The sequence below is a fragment of the Stenotrophomonas sp. NPDC077659 genome (assembly GCF_050268705.1).
In the GTDB taxonomy this organism is placed as follows: domain Bacteria; phylum Pseudomonadota; class Gammaproteobacteria; order Xanthomonadales; family Xanthomonadaceae; genus Stenotrophomonas.
Genome location: NZ_JBNNHG010000093.1, coordinates 1 through 14716 on the forward strand (window position 1 = coordinate 1; position 14716 = coordinate 14716).

At 67.0% G+C, this 14716-nt stretch carries 15 protein-coding genes and 1 pseudogene; 12 read left to right on the forward strand and 4 right to left on the reverse strand.

Translation table 11 applies throughout. The annotated features are described in order from the left end of the window. Positions 1-309: 309 nt before the first annotated feature. The gene (locus tag ACQKDV_RS13240; protein WP_005417401.1) at positions 310-648 is read right to left on the reverse strand and encodes a HesB/IscA family protein; all 339 of its coding nucleotides are present in this window, start codon (positions 646-648) and stop codon (positions 310-312) included. A 130-nt stretch (positions 649-778) separates the two neighbouring features. On the opposite strand from ACQKDV_RS13240, the gene asnS reads away from it, so the two are divergent. The 12 genes from asnS to ACQKDV_RS13300 all read left to right on the forward strand — a co-directional run bounded on the left by asnS (position 779) and on the right by ACQKDV_RS13300 (position 11321). Further along, a complete protein-coding gene (gene asnS / locus ACQKDV_RS13245; RefSeq protein WP_427784198.1) occupies positions 779-2173 on the forward strand; it encodes an asparagine--tRNA ligase in 1395 nt (464 codons plus the stop codon). 33 nt (positions 2174-2206) lie between these two features. Further along, positions 2207-2506: a hypothetical protein gene (locus ACQKDV_RS13250; RefSeq protein WP_108765553.1), complete on the forward strand. Its 300-nt coding sequence runs from the start codon at positions 2207-2209 to the stop codon at positions 2504-2506. A 7-nt stretch (positions 2507-2513) separates the two neighbouring features. Beyond that, positions 2514-2828, forward strand: a complete 315-nt coding sequence (locus tag ACQKDV_RS13255) for a hypothetical protein (RefSeq protein WP_427784200.1) — start codon at positions 2514-2516, stop codon at positions 2826-2828. Between the two features lie 6 nt (positions 2829-2834). Continuing rightward, positions 2835-3473 (forward strand): FMN-binding negative transcriptional regulator, encoded by a 639-nt coding sequence (locus ACQKDV_RS13260; protein WP_427784201.1) that lies wholly within the window; start codon positions 2835-2837, stop codon positions 3471-3473. Between the two features lie 74 nt (positions 3474-3547). Then, entirely contained in the window at positions 3548-4210 is a 663-nt protein-coding gene (gene can, locus ACQKDV_RS13265) for a carbonate dehydratase (RefSeq protein ID WP_427784202.1), read from the forward strand. Between the two features lie 16 nt (positions 4211-4226). Further along, on the forward strand, positions 4227-4748 hold the full coding sequence (locus ACQKDV_RS13270) for a 3-hydroxyanthranilate 3,4-dioxygenase (RefSeq protein WP_427784205.1): 522 nt from the start codon (positions 4227-4229) through the stop codon (positions 4746-4748). 191 nt (positions 4749-4939) lie between these two features. Next, positions 4940-6214, forward strand: a complete 1275-nt coding sequence (gene kynU / locus ACQKDV_RS13275) for a kynureninase (RefSeq protein WP_427784207.1) — start codon at positions 4940-4942, stop codon at positions 6212-6214. A 31-nt stretch (positions 6215-6245) separates the two neighbouring features. Further along, a complete protein-coding gene (locus ACQKDV_RS13280; protein ID WP_427784208.1) occupies positions 6246-7613 on the forward strand; it encodes an FAD-dependent oxidoreductase in 1368 nt (455 codons plus the stop codon). Beyond that, the gene (gene sbcB / locus ACQKDV_RS13285) at positions 7613-9052 is read left to right on the forward strand and encodes an exodeoxyribonuclease I (protein ID WP_427784209.1); all 1440 of its coding nucleotides are present in this window, start codon (positions 7613-7615) and stop codon (positions 9050-9052) included. The genes ACQKDV_RS13280 and sbcB overlap by 1 nt, the downstream gene beginning before the upstream one ends. Beyond that, positions 9049-9735 carry a DUF2461 domain-containing protein gene (locus tag ACQKDV_RS13290; RefSeq protein ID WP_427784211.1) on the forward strand — a complete coding sequence of 229 codons (687 nt, stop codon included), beginning with the start codon at positions 9049-9051 and terminating at the stop codon, positions 9733-9735. The genes sbcB and ACQKDV_RS13290 overlap by 4 nt, the downstream gene beginning before the upstream one ends. Further along, the gene (locus ACQKDV_RS13295; protein ID WP_427784213.1) at positions 9735-10727 is read left to right on the forward strand and encodes an aldo/keto reductase; all 993 of its coding nucleotides are present in this window, start codon (positions 9735-9737) and stop codon (positions 10725-10727) included. The genes ACQKDV_RS13290 and ACQKDV_RS13295 overlap by 1 nt, the downstream gene beginning before the upstream one ends. A gap of 42 nt (positions 10728-10769) precedes the next feature. Then, positions 10770-11321, forward strand: coding sequence for a DUF2939 domain-containing protein (locus tag ACQKDV_RS13300; protein ID WP_427784214.1), 552 nt, complete (start codon positions 10770-10772; stop codon positions 11319-11321). Positions 11322-11431: 110 nt separating this feature from the next. On the opposite strand, the gene ACQKDV_RS13305 is transcribed toward ACQKDV_RS13300, so the two are convergent. The 3 genes and pseudogenes from ACQKDV_RS13305 to ACQKDV_RS13315 form a co-directional block, all read right to left on the reverse strand. Further along, complete coding sequence (locus ACQKDV_RS13305; protein WP_427784216.1) at positions 11432-12379, reverse strand: 5'-nucleotidase; 948 nt, start codon at positions 12377-12379, stop codon at positions 11432-11434. Positions 12380-12427: 48 nt separating this feature from the next. Beyond that, entirely contained in the window at positions 12428-13201 is a 774-nt protein-coding gene (locus ACQKDV_RS13310; protein ID WP_427784218.1) for an NAD kinase, read from the reverse strand. Between the two features lie 189 nt (positions 13202-13390). After that, a pseudogene (locus ACQKDV_RS13315) lies at positions 13391-14662 on the reverse strand (NAD-glutamate dehydrogenase domain-containing protein); the annotation flags it as partial. Positions 14663-14716: the final 54 nt, after the last annotated feature.

Genomic DNA, 14716 nt, shown 5'->3' on the forward strand with positions numbered 1-14716 from the left:
TTATGCTGGGCGGGGCCGCGTTGCCGATGCATCGGCACGCCGATGGCCTGCATTCTAACACGATTTCGTAATGACGACTCATGTTTTTTCTACCTTTCGGATGTGGCCTTGCGGCCGGACAGCCCCCCGCCGTGGATACCGCGGTGGGGCAAGGGTTCCCGCCGGCAAGGCAGGAAGCCGCGCATTATGGCGCAGATGGGGGTGCTGGGCAACCGGGCGGGGGCAAACGAACCTGAACCTGCGCGCGCCGGGCCATGTCCGGATCTACCGGTAGCGACGGGCCCTGCCCGGCGGGCGCTGGCAGGGCCCTCAGGCCTTGTCGGCGTCGGTGGTGAAGCTCTCGCCGCAGCCACACTCGGCGGTGGCGTTCGGGTTGCTGAACGTGAAGGTCTCGCTCAGGCCGTGCTTGCCGAAATCAATGACGGTGCCGTCCACCAGGGCCAGGCTCTTGGCGTCCACGTAGATCTTCACCCCATCCTGGTCGAACACGGTGTCGCCCTCGCGCTCGTCACGGGCCAGATCGGTCACGTGGCCCCAACCGGAACAGCCGGTCCTGGTCACGCCGAAGCGCAGGCCCAGCGCGCCGGGGGTCTGGGCGACGAAGCGCTGCACGCGCTCGAAGGCGATGGGGGTCAGGCTGACGGCCATGAGGCTCACTCCAGGGATACGGGGACATTATAAGGAGACGGCAGCCGCGAAAAATGCCTCGCAAGCAGAACGCTGCAACCGGTAAACTCCCGTGTTCACAGATCGAGTCGATCAGCAGAGGATTCAAGTCATGACGGTGGTCAGCGTTGAACATGCGCTTGCCGGGAAGATCCCGGAAGGCGGCGAAGTCACGGTACGCGGATGGGTGCGCACGGTGCGCGGTTCAGCGAATCTGGCCTTCGTCAATGTGAGCGACGGTTCCTGCTTCGCGCCGATCCAGGTCGTGGCCAACGACACGCTGGCCAATTTCGACGAGATCAAGCGCCTGACCAGCGGCTGTTCGGTCATCGCCACCGGCACCCTGGTGAAGTCGCAGGGCAAGGGCCAGTCGTTCGAGATCCAGGCCAGCACGCTGGAGGTGGTCGGCTGGGTCGAAGACCCGCTGACCTACCCGATCCAGCCCAAGCCGATGTCGCCGGAATTCCTGCGTGAAGTGGCGCACCTGCGCCCGCGCACCAACCTGTTCGGCGCGGTCACCCGCATCCGCAACTGCCTGGCCCAGGCCGTGCACCGTTTCTTCCACGAGAACGGCTTCAACTGGATCAGCACCCCGATCATCACCACCTCCGATGCTGAAGGCGCCGGCCAGATGTTCCGCGTGTCCACCCTGGACATGGTGAACCTGCCGCGCGACGAGAAGGGCGCGATCGATTTCAGCCGCGATTTCTTCGGCAAGGAAACCTTCCTGACCGTGTCCGGCCAGCTGAATGTCGAGGCCTACTGCCTGGCGCTGAGCAAGGTCTACACCTTCGGCCCGACCTTCCGTGCCGAGAACAGCCACACCACGCGCCACCTGGCCGAATTCTGGATGATCGAACCGGAAATCGCCTTCGCCGATCTGGCCGAGGACGCGCGCCTGGCCGAGGAATTCCTGAAGTACCTGTTCCGCGCCGTGCTGAACGAGCGTGGTGACGATCTGGCCTTCATCGCCGAGCGCGTGGACAAGAACGCGATCACCAAGCTGGAAGACTTCATCAATGCCCCGTTCGAGCGCATCGACTACACCGATGCGGTCAGCCTGCTGCAGAAGTCCGGCAGGAAGTTCGACTTCCCGGTGGAATGGGGCCTGGACCTGCAGACCGAACACGAGCGCTGGCTGACTGAAGAACACGTCGGCCGCCCGGTGGTGGTGACCAACTATCCGGAGCACATCAAGGCCTTCTACATGCGCCTGAACGACGACGGGAAGACCGTCGCCGCGATGGACGTGCTGGCCCCGGGCATCGGCGAGATCATCGGCGGCAGCCAGCGCGAAGAGCGCCTGGACGTGCTGGATGCGCGCATGGCCCAGTTCGGCCTGGATCGCGAGCACTACAGCTGGTACCGCGATTTCCGCCGTTACGGCTCGGTGCCGCACGCTGGCTTCGGCCTGGGCTTCGAGCGCCTGGTGGTCTACGTCTGCGGCCTGTCCAACATCCGCGATGCGATCCCCTACCCGCGCGCCCCGGGCAGCGCGGACTTCTAAGCCACACCCCACGACCACGGAGGTACTGCCCCCATGACCCTGTTCTTCGCCCTCTGTTTCGTTGGCGTGGCAGTGGCCGGGTTCAGTGCCTTCGTGATCTTCTGGCCATTGACCCTGGTGCACGTGCGTGACCGCCATCCGGCGCTCGCCGCGCGCTTCGGCACTGGCGCCTTCCTCAAGCCCGACGCCCTGGCCTGGCTGCTGCGCCGCGATTACCGCCAGCAGCCGGACCGTTCGCTGTCCGGGCTGGCGACACCGGCCTGGGTATCGCTGCTGACCCTGCTGGCCGGACTGGGCATGGCTGCCCTGCTCTGGCTGGCCTCGCTCTGGTAATACACCTATGAACGACCACACCGACGCCCGCGACAGCTGGTGGCTGGCCAGCCTCGGCAACACCCTGATCTGGGCCCGCCTGCGCGTGCGCCCGGCCGGCACCGCCGAAGTGCTGGACAGCGACGGCAACACGCTGAGCTATGACAGCGAGGACACCGCACGCGCCCAGCTGTTCGATGCCGAATTCGTCGAGTACGACGGCCTGGACGAGGAAGATGCACTGGTGCGCGGCTTCAGCCTGCACGAAGTGCAGCCGCCGCAGGCCGGCAGCGATGAAGGCCTGCGCGGCCGCATGGTGCAGTCGCTGGGCGGGCGCGCCTGACCCAGCATGTTCACCCCGCGCGCCTTCGCCGAAACCGACCTGCTCTGGCTGGACCGCCTGCTGGCGCGCGATGCGTTCGTCACTGTGCTGACCATCGGTGACGACGGCCTTCCGGAACTGACCCGCGTGCCGGTGCTGTACCAGCGCCAGGGCTCGCAGATCGAGCTGCGTGGACACTGGGCCCGCGCCAACCCGCAGTCGCGCCGCGACGGTCCCGCCAAGGTGCTGGTCGACGGCCCGCACGGCTATGTATCGGCCAGCTGGTACCCCGACAAGGAAGCTGCCGCGCGCGTGCCCACCTGGAACTACGCCGCCGCCGAACTGCGCGGGCAGCTGCAGCGTTTCGACGATCCGGCGGCACTGGCGCAACTGGTCGGCGCCGTCAGTGATCACTTCGAAGCCAGCGTCGGCCAGCAGTGGCGGTTCGACGCGGACCGTCCCGACCACGGCCCGGAACTGCGCGCCATCGTCGGTTTCCGTTTCCAGGTTGAACACGTGCAGCTGAAACTGAAACTCAGCCAGAACCACCCCGACGCCAACCAACAGGCGGTGATCGCCGCACTGGACGAGCTGCACACCCCCGCATCCATCGAACTGGCGCAGTGGATGCGCTGGCACCGTGAACAGGCCGCCTCCAGCGGCTGATCACCTCAGATTCCCGCGAAGACGCGACCGGATCGGCCGCGCCTTGCCCCCACCCGACGCCAGGGATACCGCACATGAAAGACATCCACCGCCTGCTGCAGAACAACCGCGAGTGGGCCGACCGCATCGCCCAGGAAGATCCGGAGTTCTTCCACCAGCTGGCCAAGCAGCAGCATCCGGAATACCTGTGGATCGGCTGTTCCGATTCGCGCGTGCCGGCCAACCAGATCATCGGCATGGCCCCGGGTGAAGTGTTCGTTCACCGCAACGTCGCCAACGTGGTGGCGCACAGCGACCTGAACTGCCTGAGCGTGGTGCAGTACGCGGTGGACCAGCTGAAGGTGAAGCACATCCTGATCGTGGGCCACTACGGCTGTGGCGGCGTGCATGCCTGCCTGCACAACACCCGTGTCGGTCTGGCCGACAACTGGCTGCGCCATGTCGGCGACGTGGTGCAGAAGCACCAGGGCATTCTGGATGCGATCGAGGATGACGAGCTGAAGCACGCGCGCCTGTGCGAACTGAACGTGATCGAGCAGGTCGCCAACCTGTGCCGCTCCACCATCGTCGAGGACGCCTGGGCACGTGGCCAGAAGCTGATGGTGCACGGCTGGGTGTACAGCCTGAAGGATGGCCGGGTCAGTGAGATGGGCATCGACGTCGGCGCCCAGGAAGAGCTGAAGCCGGCCTACGAGAAGGCGCTGGCCTTCGTACCGCGCCAAGGCAAGCGCGACTGACCCCCCGGAGATCGCCATGCTCGCCTCACCGATCAATCTGCTGGCCTGGATCGACGAACACCGGCACCTGCTGAAGCCGCCGGTGGGCAACAAGATGATCGACAACGGTGATTTCATCGTGATGGTGGTGGGCGGGCCCAACTCGCGCACCGACTACCACTACGATGAAGGCCCGGAGTGGTTCTATCAGCTGGAAGGCGAGATGGTATTGAAGGTGCAGGAAGATGGCGCGGTGCGGGACATTCCGATCCGCGCCGGCGAGATCTTCCTGTTGCCGGCCAAGGTGCCGCACTCGCCGCGTCGTCCACCCGGCGGCATCGGCCTGGTGGTCGAGCGCAAGCGTCTGCCGCATGAGAAGGACGGCGTGATCTGGCATTGCGAGCGCTGCAACCACAAGCTGCACGAAGAATACTTCCCGCTGCAGAACATCGAAACCGACCTGCCCAAGGTATTCGCGCGCTACCAGGCCAGCCTGGAACTGCGTACCTGCAGCCAGTGCGGGCACGTTGACCCGTTGCCGGTGCCGGCGGCGGGCTGAACGTTCGCCGGGCGTAGCCCGGCGCTACCGTGTATCAGCCCTTGTAGAGCCGAGCCCATGCTCGGCTGCCGGGCCGCGAAGCCGAGCATGGGCTCGGCTCTACAGTGCAGCCAGCACCCAGGCATTCCGGGCATCGGTCCCACTACCGCAGGCGCTACACTGGCAGCCCCGTTGCAGCCTGTTGCCCGACCATGTCCGATCTGCTCAGCCGCACCCACGCCATCGCCCTGGACGCCGCCGATCCGCTGCGCCCGCTGCGCAACGAATTCCTGATTCCGCGCCATGGCGGCGGTGAACAGACCTACTTCGTCGGCAACTCGCTGGGCCTGCAGCCGCGTGGCGCACAGGCCGCCGTGCAGGAAGTGATGAAGCAGTGGGGCGAGCTGGCCGTCGAAGGCCACTTCACCGGCCCCACGCAATGGCTGTCCTACCACCGCCTGGTCAGCGCACAGCTGGCCCGCGTGGTGGGCGCGCTGCCCAGCGAAGTGGTGGCGATGAACACCCTGAGCGTGAACCTGCACCTGATGATGGTCAGCTTCTACCGGCCCACCGCAGAGCGTCCGGTCATCCTGATGGAAGCCGGCGCATTCCCGACCGACCGCCATGCGGTGGAAGCACAGATCCGCTTCCACGGTTTCGACCCGACCGAATGCCTGGTGGAAGTGCAGCCGGACGAGGCCAAGGGCACCTTCTCGATGGCCGCCATCGAGCGCGCCATCGGTGAACACGGCCCGCGCCTGGCCCTGGTGCTGTGGCCGGGCGTGCAGTACCGAAGCGGCCAGGCCTTCGACCTCGATGCGATCACCCGCCTGGCGCGCCTGCATGGCGCCCGCATCGGCTTCGACCTGGCCCACTCGGTCGGCAACCTGCCGCTGCACCTGCACGATGTCGCACCGGATTTCGCCGTGTGGTGCCACTACAAGTACCTCAACAGCGGCCCGGGGGCCGTGGCCGGTGCCTTCGTGCACGAACGCCACCACCGCGACACCACCCTGCCCCGCTTCGCCGGCTGGTGGGGCCACGATGAAGCCACCCGCTTCCAGATGGCCCCGCAGTTCACCCCGGCCGTTGGCGCCGAGGGCTGGCAGCTGAGCAACCCGCCGATTCTTGGCCTGGCCCCGCTGCGTGCATCGCTGGACCTGTTCGAGCGCGCCGGCATGGAAGCGCTGCGGCACAAGTCGCTGGCGCTCACCGGCCTGCTCGACGCGCTGGTGCGCGCACGCCTGCCGCAGGTGCTGGACATCGTCACCCCGTCCGAAGCGGAACGCCGCGGCTGCCAGCTCTCGCTGCGGGTGATCGCCGGCCGCGAGCGCGGCCGTGCCCTGTTCGAGCACCTGCGCGCCATCGGCGTGCTGGGCGACTGGCGCGAACCGGACGTGATCCGCATTTCGCCCACTCCGCTGTACAACCGCTACCTGGACGTGCACCACTTCGTCGAGGAAGTGGAAGCCTGGGCCGGCCTGTAAGCCGCCCCCTCCCCTGCTTCTGGACAGTTCGTTGATCGCACACGCCTCCCGCTCGTTGAGCATCGTCGGTGCCGGCCTGGCCGGTTCCCTGCTGGCCATCCTGCTGTCCCGGCAGGGCTGGCGCATCACCCTGTACGAACGCCGCGGCGACCCGCGCGTGGCCGATTACGAGAGCGGCCGTTCGATCAACCTGGCGCTGGCCGAACGTGGGCGCAACGCGCTGCGCCAGGCCGGTGTAGAAGACGAGGTCATGACACGCGCGGTGATGATGCGCGGGCGCATGGTGCACCCGCGCGAGGGCGCGCCGCAGCTGCAGCGCTACGGGCGCGACGACAGCGAAGTGATCTGGTCGATCCACCGCAGCGATCTGAATACCACGCTGCTGGAGCTGGCCGAACAGGCCGGTGCCACCGTGCATTTCCACCGGCGTCTGCACACCGTCGATTTCGATGCCGGCTACGCGCGCTTCATCGATGACCGTGACGACAGCCCGCACGACATCCGTTTCGATACGCTGATCGGTGCCGACGGCGCGGGTTCGGCGCTGCGCGGTGCGATGAACCGGCGCGCGCCGCTGGGCGAGGACATCGCGTTCCTCGACCACTCCTACAAGGAGCTGGAGATTCCGCCTGCCGCAGACGGCAGCTTCCGTATCGAGCGTAATGCGCTGCATATCTGGCCGCGCGGCCACTACATGTGCATCGCCCTGCCCAACCACGAAGGCACGTTCACCGTCACGCTGTTCCTGCCGAACAAGGGCGACCCCAGTTTTGCCACGGTCAATACCGGTGCGCAGGCCGAGGCGCTGTTTGCCCGCGAGTTTGCCGATACCCTGCCGCTGATCCCGGACCTGCGGGCGGACTGGGAGCAGCACCCGCCGGGCCTGCTCGGCACGCTCACCCTGGAACGCTGGCACCAGGGCGCGCGCGCGGTGCTGATCGGCGATGCCGCGCATGCGATGGTGCCGTTCCACGGCCAGGGTATGAACTGCGCATTCGAGGATTGCGTGGCTCTGGCCCGCCACCTGATGGAAGCGGACGACCTGGAAGGCGCGTTCGAAGCCTTCGAAGCCGAGCGCAAGCCGAATGCGCGCGCGATCCAGCAGATGGCGCTGGAGAATTACCTGGAGATGCGCGACCGCGTCGCCGATCCGGCCTTCCTGCTGCAGCGCGAGCTGGAGCAGGAACTGCAGCGGCGCTGGCCCACGCGCTTCGTGCCGCACTACACCATGGTCACCTTCCTGCACACGCCGTATGCCGAAGCGCTGCGCCGCACGGACATCCAGCGCGAGATGCTGGTGGCGGCCACCGCCGGCCATGATTCACTGGACAACATCGACTGGGCCACGCTGGAAACGCAGATTCACGCGCAGCTGCCGGTCCTGGAGGGCGCGCACTGATGGCCGACAGCTTCCTGTTCTACGACCTGGAAACCTTCGGCCAGGACCCGCGCCGCACCCGCATCGCGCAGTTCGCAGCGATGCGTACCGATGCCGACCTCAACGTGATCGACACCCCGGTCAGCTTCTTCGTGCGTCCGGCCGACGATCTGGTGCCTTCACCGATGGCAACGCTGGTTACCGGCATCACCCCGCAGCAGGCCATGGCCGAGGGCATCAGCGAAGCCGAAGCCTTCGACCGCATCAACGAGCAGCTGTCGCGGCCGGGCACCTGCGCACTGGGCTACAACACCCTGCGCTTCGATGACGAGTTCATCCGCTACGGGCTGTTCCGCAATTTCCACGACCCCTACGAGCGCGAGTGGCGCAACGGCAATTCGCGCTGGGATCTGCTGGACATGCTGCGGATGATGCGCGCCCTGCGGCCGGACGGCATCCAGTGGCCGCTGCGCGAGGACGGTGCCACCTCGTTCAAGCTGGAGCATCTGGCCGAGGCCAATGGCGTGCGCGAAGGCGATGCGCATGAAGCGCTGTCGGACGTGCGCGCGACCATCGGCATGGCGCGCCTGTTCAAGCAGTCGCAGCCACGGCTGTGGGAGTACGCATTGAAGCTGCGCGACAAGCGTTTCGTCGGCAGCCTGCTGGATGTGGCCGCGATGAAGCCGGTACTGCACATTTCAATGCGCTACCCGGCCAGCCGCCTGTGCGCCGCGCCGGTGCTGCCCCTGGCCATGCACCCGACCATCAACAACCGGGTGATCGTGTTCGACCTGGAAGGCGAGATCGACGACCTGCTGGAACTGCCGGCGGAGGTGATCGCGCAGCGCCTGTACATGCGTGCCAGCGAACTGCCTGAAGGCGTGGCGCGGGTGCCGCTGAAGGAAGTGCATCTGAACAAGGTGCCCGCCCTGGTGGCCTGGAACCACCTGCGCAGCGACGACCATGCGCGCCTGGGCCTGGACGTGGCGGCGATCGAAGCCAAGGCCGAGCGCCTGCGCGCCGTCGCCCCGCAGTTGGCCGAGAAGGCCCGCCAGGTCTTCAACCAGCCGCGGCCGGCCACGGTGTCTGACGTGGATGCGTCGTTGTACGACGGCTTCCTCGGTGCCGGCGACAAGCCTCTGCTGGCCCTGGCGCGCACCAGTGCGCCGCAGCAGCTGGCCGCGCTGGAGGGCCGCTTCCGCGACCCGCGCCTGCCCGAGCTGCTGTTCCGCTACCGCGCACGCAACCATCCCGACAGCCTCGCACCGGCTGAACGCGAGCGCTGGCAGGATTACCGGCGCCAGCGCCTGCTGGGCGATGGCGGCCTGGGCGAACTGAACCTGCCGCAGTACCAGCAGCAGATCGATACGCTGGCCGCCGAAGCGCCCGATGACGCAAGGCGGACCCAGCTGCTGCAGTCGCTGCGCGACTGGGGCAACCACCTGCAGGAGACACTGTGAGTACGTATTTCTCCGACGCCAGTTTCAAGTTCCTGCGCAGCCTGGCGCGGCATAATGAAAAGGGCTGGTTCAACGAGCACCGGCAGCAGTATGAAGACCATGTACGGCAGCCGTTCCTGCGCCTGCTGGGCGACCTGCAGCCAGCGCTGACCGAGGTCAGCGACCACTTCCGTGCCGACACCCGTGGCGTCGGCGGCTCGCTGTTCCGCATCCACCGCGATGCGCGTTTTTCCAACGACAAATCGCCGTACAAGATCTGGCAGGGCGCGCGCCTGTTCCATGAGCGTCGCCGTGAAGTAGCGGCGCCGTCGTTCTACATCCACCTGCAGCCGGGCGAGAGCTTCGTCGGTGCAGGCCTGTGGCACCCCGAGCCGGACACGCAGCGGCGCATCCGCCACTTCATCCTGGACAATCCGAGCAGCTGGAAAGCGGCCGCGCACGCGCCCGCCCTGCGCAAGCGCTTTGATTTCGAGCAGACCGAGAAGCTGGTGCGGCCACCGCGCGGCTTTCCCGCCGACTTCGAGTTCATCGACGACCTCAAGCACCGCAACTGGGTGATGTGGCGCTCGCTGGAGGACGACACCATGACCGGCCCTCGCCTGCTGTCCACCCTGGGCAAGGATCTGGCCGCGCTGGGCCCGTTCGTTGATTACCTGTGCGCGGCGCTGGACCTGGAATTCTGATGTCGCAGGATCTGCCCCTGGCCCGGCAGCGTCGCCCGCTGGGCCGCACCGGCCTGCAGGTATCACTGATCGGCCTGGGCTGTTCCGGTTTCTGGGGCCACCGCGGTTTCGCCGAGCGCGATGCGGCCGCGGTGGTCGAACACGCGCTGGCACAGGGCGTGAACCTGCTCGACACCGGCCACAACTATTCCGGCTTCCATGCCGAACCGCGCCTGGGCCGCATCCTGCGCCCACTGCTGGCACGCATTCCGCGTGAGTCGCTGGTGGTGTCCAGCAAGGGCGGCACACTGACCGGCCAGGCCGGCATCAGCGGTGCCGAGCAGCGCGATTTCTCCGCCGCAGCCATCACCGCCAGCTGCGAGGCCTCATTGCGCAACCTCGGCCTGGACTATCTGGATATCTACCAGCTGCATGGCGCCAGCGAACACGACATCACCGATGCGCTGCTGGACGCGTTGCAGCGCCTGCGCGAACGCGGGCTGGTGCGCCACACCGGCATCAATACCCACTCGGCCAGCACGCTGCGCTGGATGATCCGCCACCCCGGCACGTTCGACGTGGTGCTGCTGGACTACAACGCCCTGCAGCAGGACCGCGCACCGCTGATCGACCAGTTGCAGGCTGCGGGCATCGGTGTGTTGGCGGGCACCGTGCTGGCCCAGGGCCACCTGCTGCCGGCGCGGCCGCGTCTGCCGCGCCTGGCCGATGCCTGGTACCTGGCCCGTGCCTGGCTGAAGCCCAGCAGCCGTGCACTGATGCGCAGCGCCCGCGACATGCGCCGGGCGATGGCCGCCATCCGCAGCCAGCAGCCTGCGCAGACCGCCTTCGCCTATGTGCTGCAGCACCCTGGCGTGGCCAGTGGCATCCTAGGCACCACCCGTGTCGCCAGCCTCGACCAGGTGCTGCGGACCCGCGTGCACGCGCTGGATGGCGCCGAACGGCAGCGGCTGGTGGCCGCCTTCGGCGATGGAAGCGGCTCGCCCAGTCACTGACCCTTAACCCAGCACCGCCGCACTTGCGGCAGTCTGAGCGTCATGAAGAAGCTCATCGCCCTTGTGATCGTCCTCGTCCTGGCCATCGTTGCGTGGTGGTTCGGCGGCCCGTACCTGACGGTGCACGGTCTGTCCAAGGCCATCGAGCAGCGCGATACCGCCGCACTGGAGCGCTACGTCGACTTCCCACGCGTGCGCGGCAGCCTGCGCGCGCAGCTCAACGATTACCTGGTACGGCAGGCCGGACCGGACGTGGCGGCCAGCCCGTTCGGGGCGTTGCTGTACGGGCTGGGTGACCAGCTGGGCGGCCCGGCTGTGGACACCATGGTGACCCCCACCGGCATCGGCGCGATGCTGCAGGGCCACGTGCTGTGGAAACGCGGCCGCAACGAACTGCAGGGGGGCGATGCGTTCGGTGCGACCGAACCGGCGCGGCCGTTGAAGCACGCCGCGCACCATTTCGAAGCCTTGGACCGGTTCGTGGTGGACGTGGATCGCGGGCCGGGCCAGCCACCGCTGCGGGTGGTACTGGAACCTCAGGGTCTGCGCTGGAAGGTGGTGGACCTGCAGTTGGGGATGTCGGGCAGCCCGTAGGTCCGCTCTGGTAGATGCCCACCTTGGTGGGCGCGGCGGCATGGCAGTGCCAACCAACCGTTGGCACCCACCAGGGGATCCCGCGCCGCGATGCCAACCAAGGTTGGCAACTACCCTTCGTTGGCGACACCGTGCGGCACATGCCCGGCGGCCACGTGTTCACGGGCGCTGTCGATGTTGTGCTGCGAATCATCGAAGAAGATGTCCGCGCCGAACGCCTGCAGGAACGGCCCTTTGTGCCGGCCACCGAGGAACAGCGCTTCGTCCAGGCGCACGCCCCATTCGCGCAGGGTGCGGATCACCCGCTCGTGCGCGGGCGCCGAACGCGCGGTCACCAGCGCAGTGCGGATCGGCGCGCTTTCCCCGGCCGGGAACACTTCCTGCAGCGTGTGCAGGGCCGACAGGAAGCCACGGAACGGGCCACCGCTGAGCGGTTCGCGTGCACGCTCGCGCTCGTGGCGACCAAACGCCTCCACGCCCTGCTCGCGGGAAATGCGCTCGCTCTCATCGCCGAAGATCACCGCATCACCATCGAAGGCGATGCGCAGCTGGCCGGCATTGCGCTCGCTGTGCACGACCTGGTCTTCCGCTGCCGCAGCCGTCTCACCCGGCGGCTTGGGCAGGATGGTGGCCGCGGCAATGCCATGGCGCAGCGCGCTGCGCACCGATTCGGGATTGGCCGACAGGAACAGGTCGGTACCGAACGGCTTCACATACGGCCAGGTCGGCTCTCCGGCGGTGAACGTCGCACGGATGATGCCCAGGCCGTAGTGCTGGATGGAATTGAAGATACGCAGGCCGGTATCGGCCGAATTTCGCGACAGCAGGATCACCTCGACCCGCGGGTTCTCCGGGCTGGCCCCCTGGTTCAGCGCCAGCAGCTTGCGCACCACGGGAAACGCCACGCCTGGACCGAGGATGTCGTCCTCGTGCTGGCGCTGGTAGTCGGCGTACGCCGCCACACCATCGCTCTCGAACAGCGCGTGGCTTTCTTCCAGATCGAACAGCGCGCGCGAGGTCACCGCGACGGTCAGCAGACGGGGGGAGTTGTCGCCCATCGGTGGGGGTCCTTCAAGCGATCGGCGGGGGCCGGCAGCGTATTGTCGTCAAAAAACGAACTGTTCGCTCAGTATCCGGTCTTCCAGGTTGTGTTCCGGGTCGAACAGCAGGGTCACCCGGCGGTCCCGGGACTCGCGGATGGTCACTTCCACCACATCCCGGGTCTCGTGCGAATCGGCGGTGACGCTGACCGGGCGCTTGTACGGGTCGAGCACGCGGAAGCGCACTTCGGTATCGGCCTTGAGGATGGCGCCGCGCCAGCGACGCGGCCGGTAGGGAGCCAGCGGCGTCAGTGCGATGGTGTGCGACCCCAGCGGCAGCACCGGGCCGTGCGCCGAATAGTTGTACGCCGTGCTGCCGGCCGGGGTGGCCACCAGCACGCCATCGCCGATCAGTTCGGCCACGCGTTCCTGGCCGTTGAGGTCGATGCCGATATGCGCCGCCTGGCGGGTCTGGCGCAGCAGCGACACATCGTTGTAGGCCAGCGAACCGGTGCTCGCGCCCGATTCGGTCAGTGCTACCATTTCCAGCGGCCGCAGGTTGGCCGGCTCGGCGCGGGCGATACGCGCGACCACATCATCCTCGGCGTGGTACTGATTCATGAGAAAGCCGACGGTACCCAGCTTCATGCCGAACACCGGCTTGCCCAGGTGACCGTGCCGGTGCAACGTCTGCAGCATGAAGCCGTCACCGCCCAGTGGACACAGCACGTCGGCCTGGTCGGGCGCGTGGTCGCCATAGCGGGAAACCATCGCTGCGCGGGCCATCTGCGCCGGTTCAGCGGTGCTGGCCAGGAAAGCGATGCGGGGGGTGTCGCTCATCGGTGGATCCGGATGGGTGTGCCAGCAAGAGCATACCCGGTAGTGCCGGCCGCTGGCCGGCAATCGCCAGGTTCCATGCTGATTGGTTGCCCGCCAGCGGCCGGCACTACCCACTGAACAAAAAACGGCCCCGCTTTAGCGGGGCCGCTCCGGTTCACGCATGCCAGGCCTGGCCTGGCACTACTTCACTTACGCGCCGTGGGCAGCGAGCTGGCCCAGGCGCTGCACCGCGACCGAAACGGTCGGGTAGTCCAGGGTTTTCTGCTCGGCCAGTTCAGCCAGCATCGACAGAGTGAAGCGCAGGCTGCTGTCGTCACGGCCGATCCACGTGGCTACCTTGGCTTCCGCACTGCTGCCCTTGGTGCCCAGCACCTGGCCCGCCAGATTGCGGTGGTGTGCGGCCAGTTCGTCACGCAGTACACCACGGGCCACCGCATGCCAGCGGCCGTTGACCTCCAGCGCGTCGATCTGCTCGAACAGCCACGGCAGCTGCAGGGCATCGCCCAGGCGGAAGTGGATCTTGGACACGTCCACCGGCTTCAGCTTGTGCGTGCGGGCCAGTTCAATGATGTCGAACGCCGGTTCCAGGAAGTGCAGTTCGGCCAGCTGCTGGGCCAGCGAGGACGGCAGGCCCTTTTCCTTCCACTCGGCCACCAGGGCTTCGTAGGTCGGGCGCTGCGAATCGGGCAGCACGCCCGAAGCGACGCGGATGTCGTTGAACGGCCCCTGGTAGCGGTTGACCGCTTCGGTGATGCCCGGCATCGCGCCCGGGCGCGACAGCAGCCAGCGCACGAACGAACGCTGCAGCTTCCAGATCACTTCCAGCGCGTCGATCTGCACCGATTCCGGCACCTTGCCGTCGAGCGCATCGATCTGCGCCCACAGCGCGCGTGCATCCAGCGTTTCGCGGCTGATGGTGTAGGCCTTGGCGACCTCGGCGATGGAACGGCCGGTGTCTTCCTGCATGCGCATCAGGAAGGTGGCGCCCATGCGGTTGATGGTCTGGTTGGTCACGGCCGTGGCGATGATTTCGCGCTTCAGGCGGTGACGCTCCATCGCGTCGGCGTACTTCTTCTGCAGCGGGGTCGGGAAGTAACGCTGCAGCTCCTTGGACAGGTACGGATCTTCGGGGATGTCCGAGTCCAGCAGCTGGGCAAACGCCACCAGCTTGGAATAGGACAGCAGCACCGACAGTTCCGGACGGGTCAGGCCCTGGCCACGTGCCTTGCGCTGCGACAGCTCGGCATCGGACGGCAGGAACTCGATCTGGCGATCCAGCAGGCCCTGCTGTTCCAGGGTGCGGATGAAGTGCTGCTTGGAACCCAGGCGCTTGACCGCCATCCGCTCCATCAGGCTCAGGGCCTGGTTCTGGCGGTAGTTGTCATTGAGCACCAGATCGGCGACCTCATCGGTCATCGACGCCAGCAGCGTGTTGCGCTGCTCGACGGTCAGCTTCTTGGCCCAGTCCCGTAGAGTCGAGCCGGGAGGAACATGCAAGCTTGCTCGACTCTACCG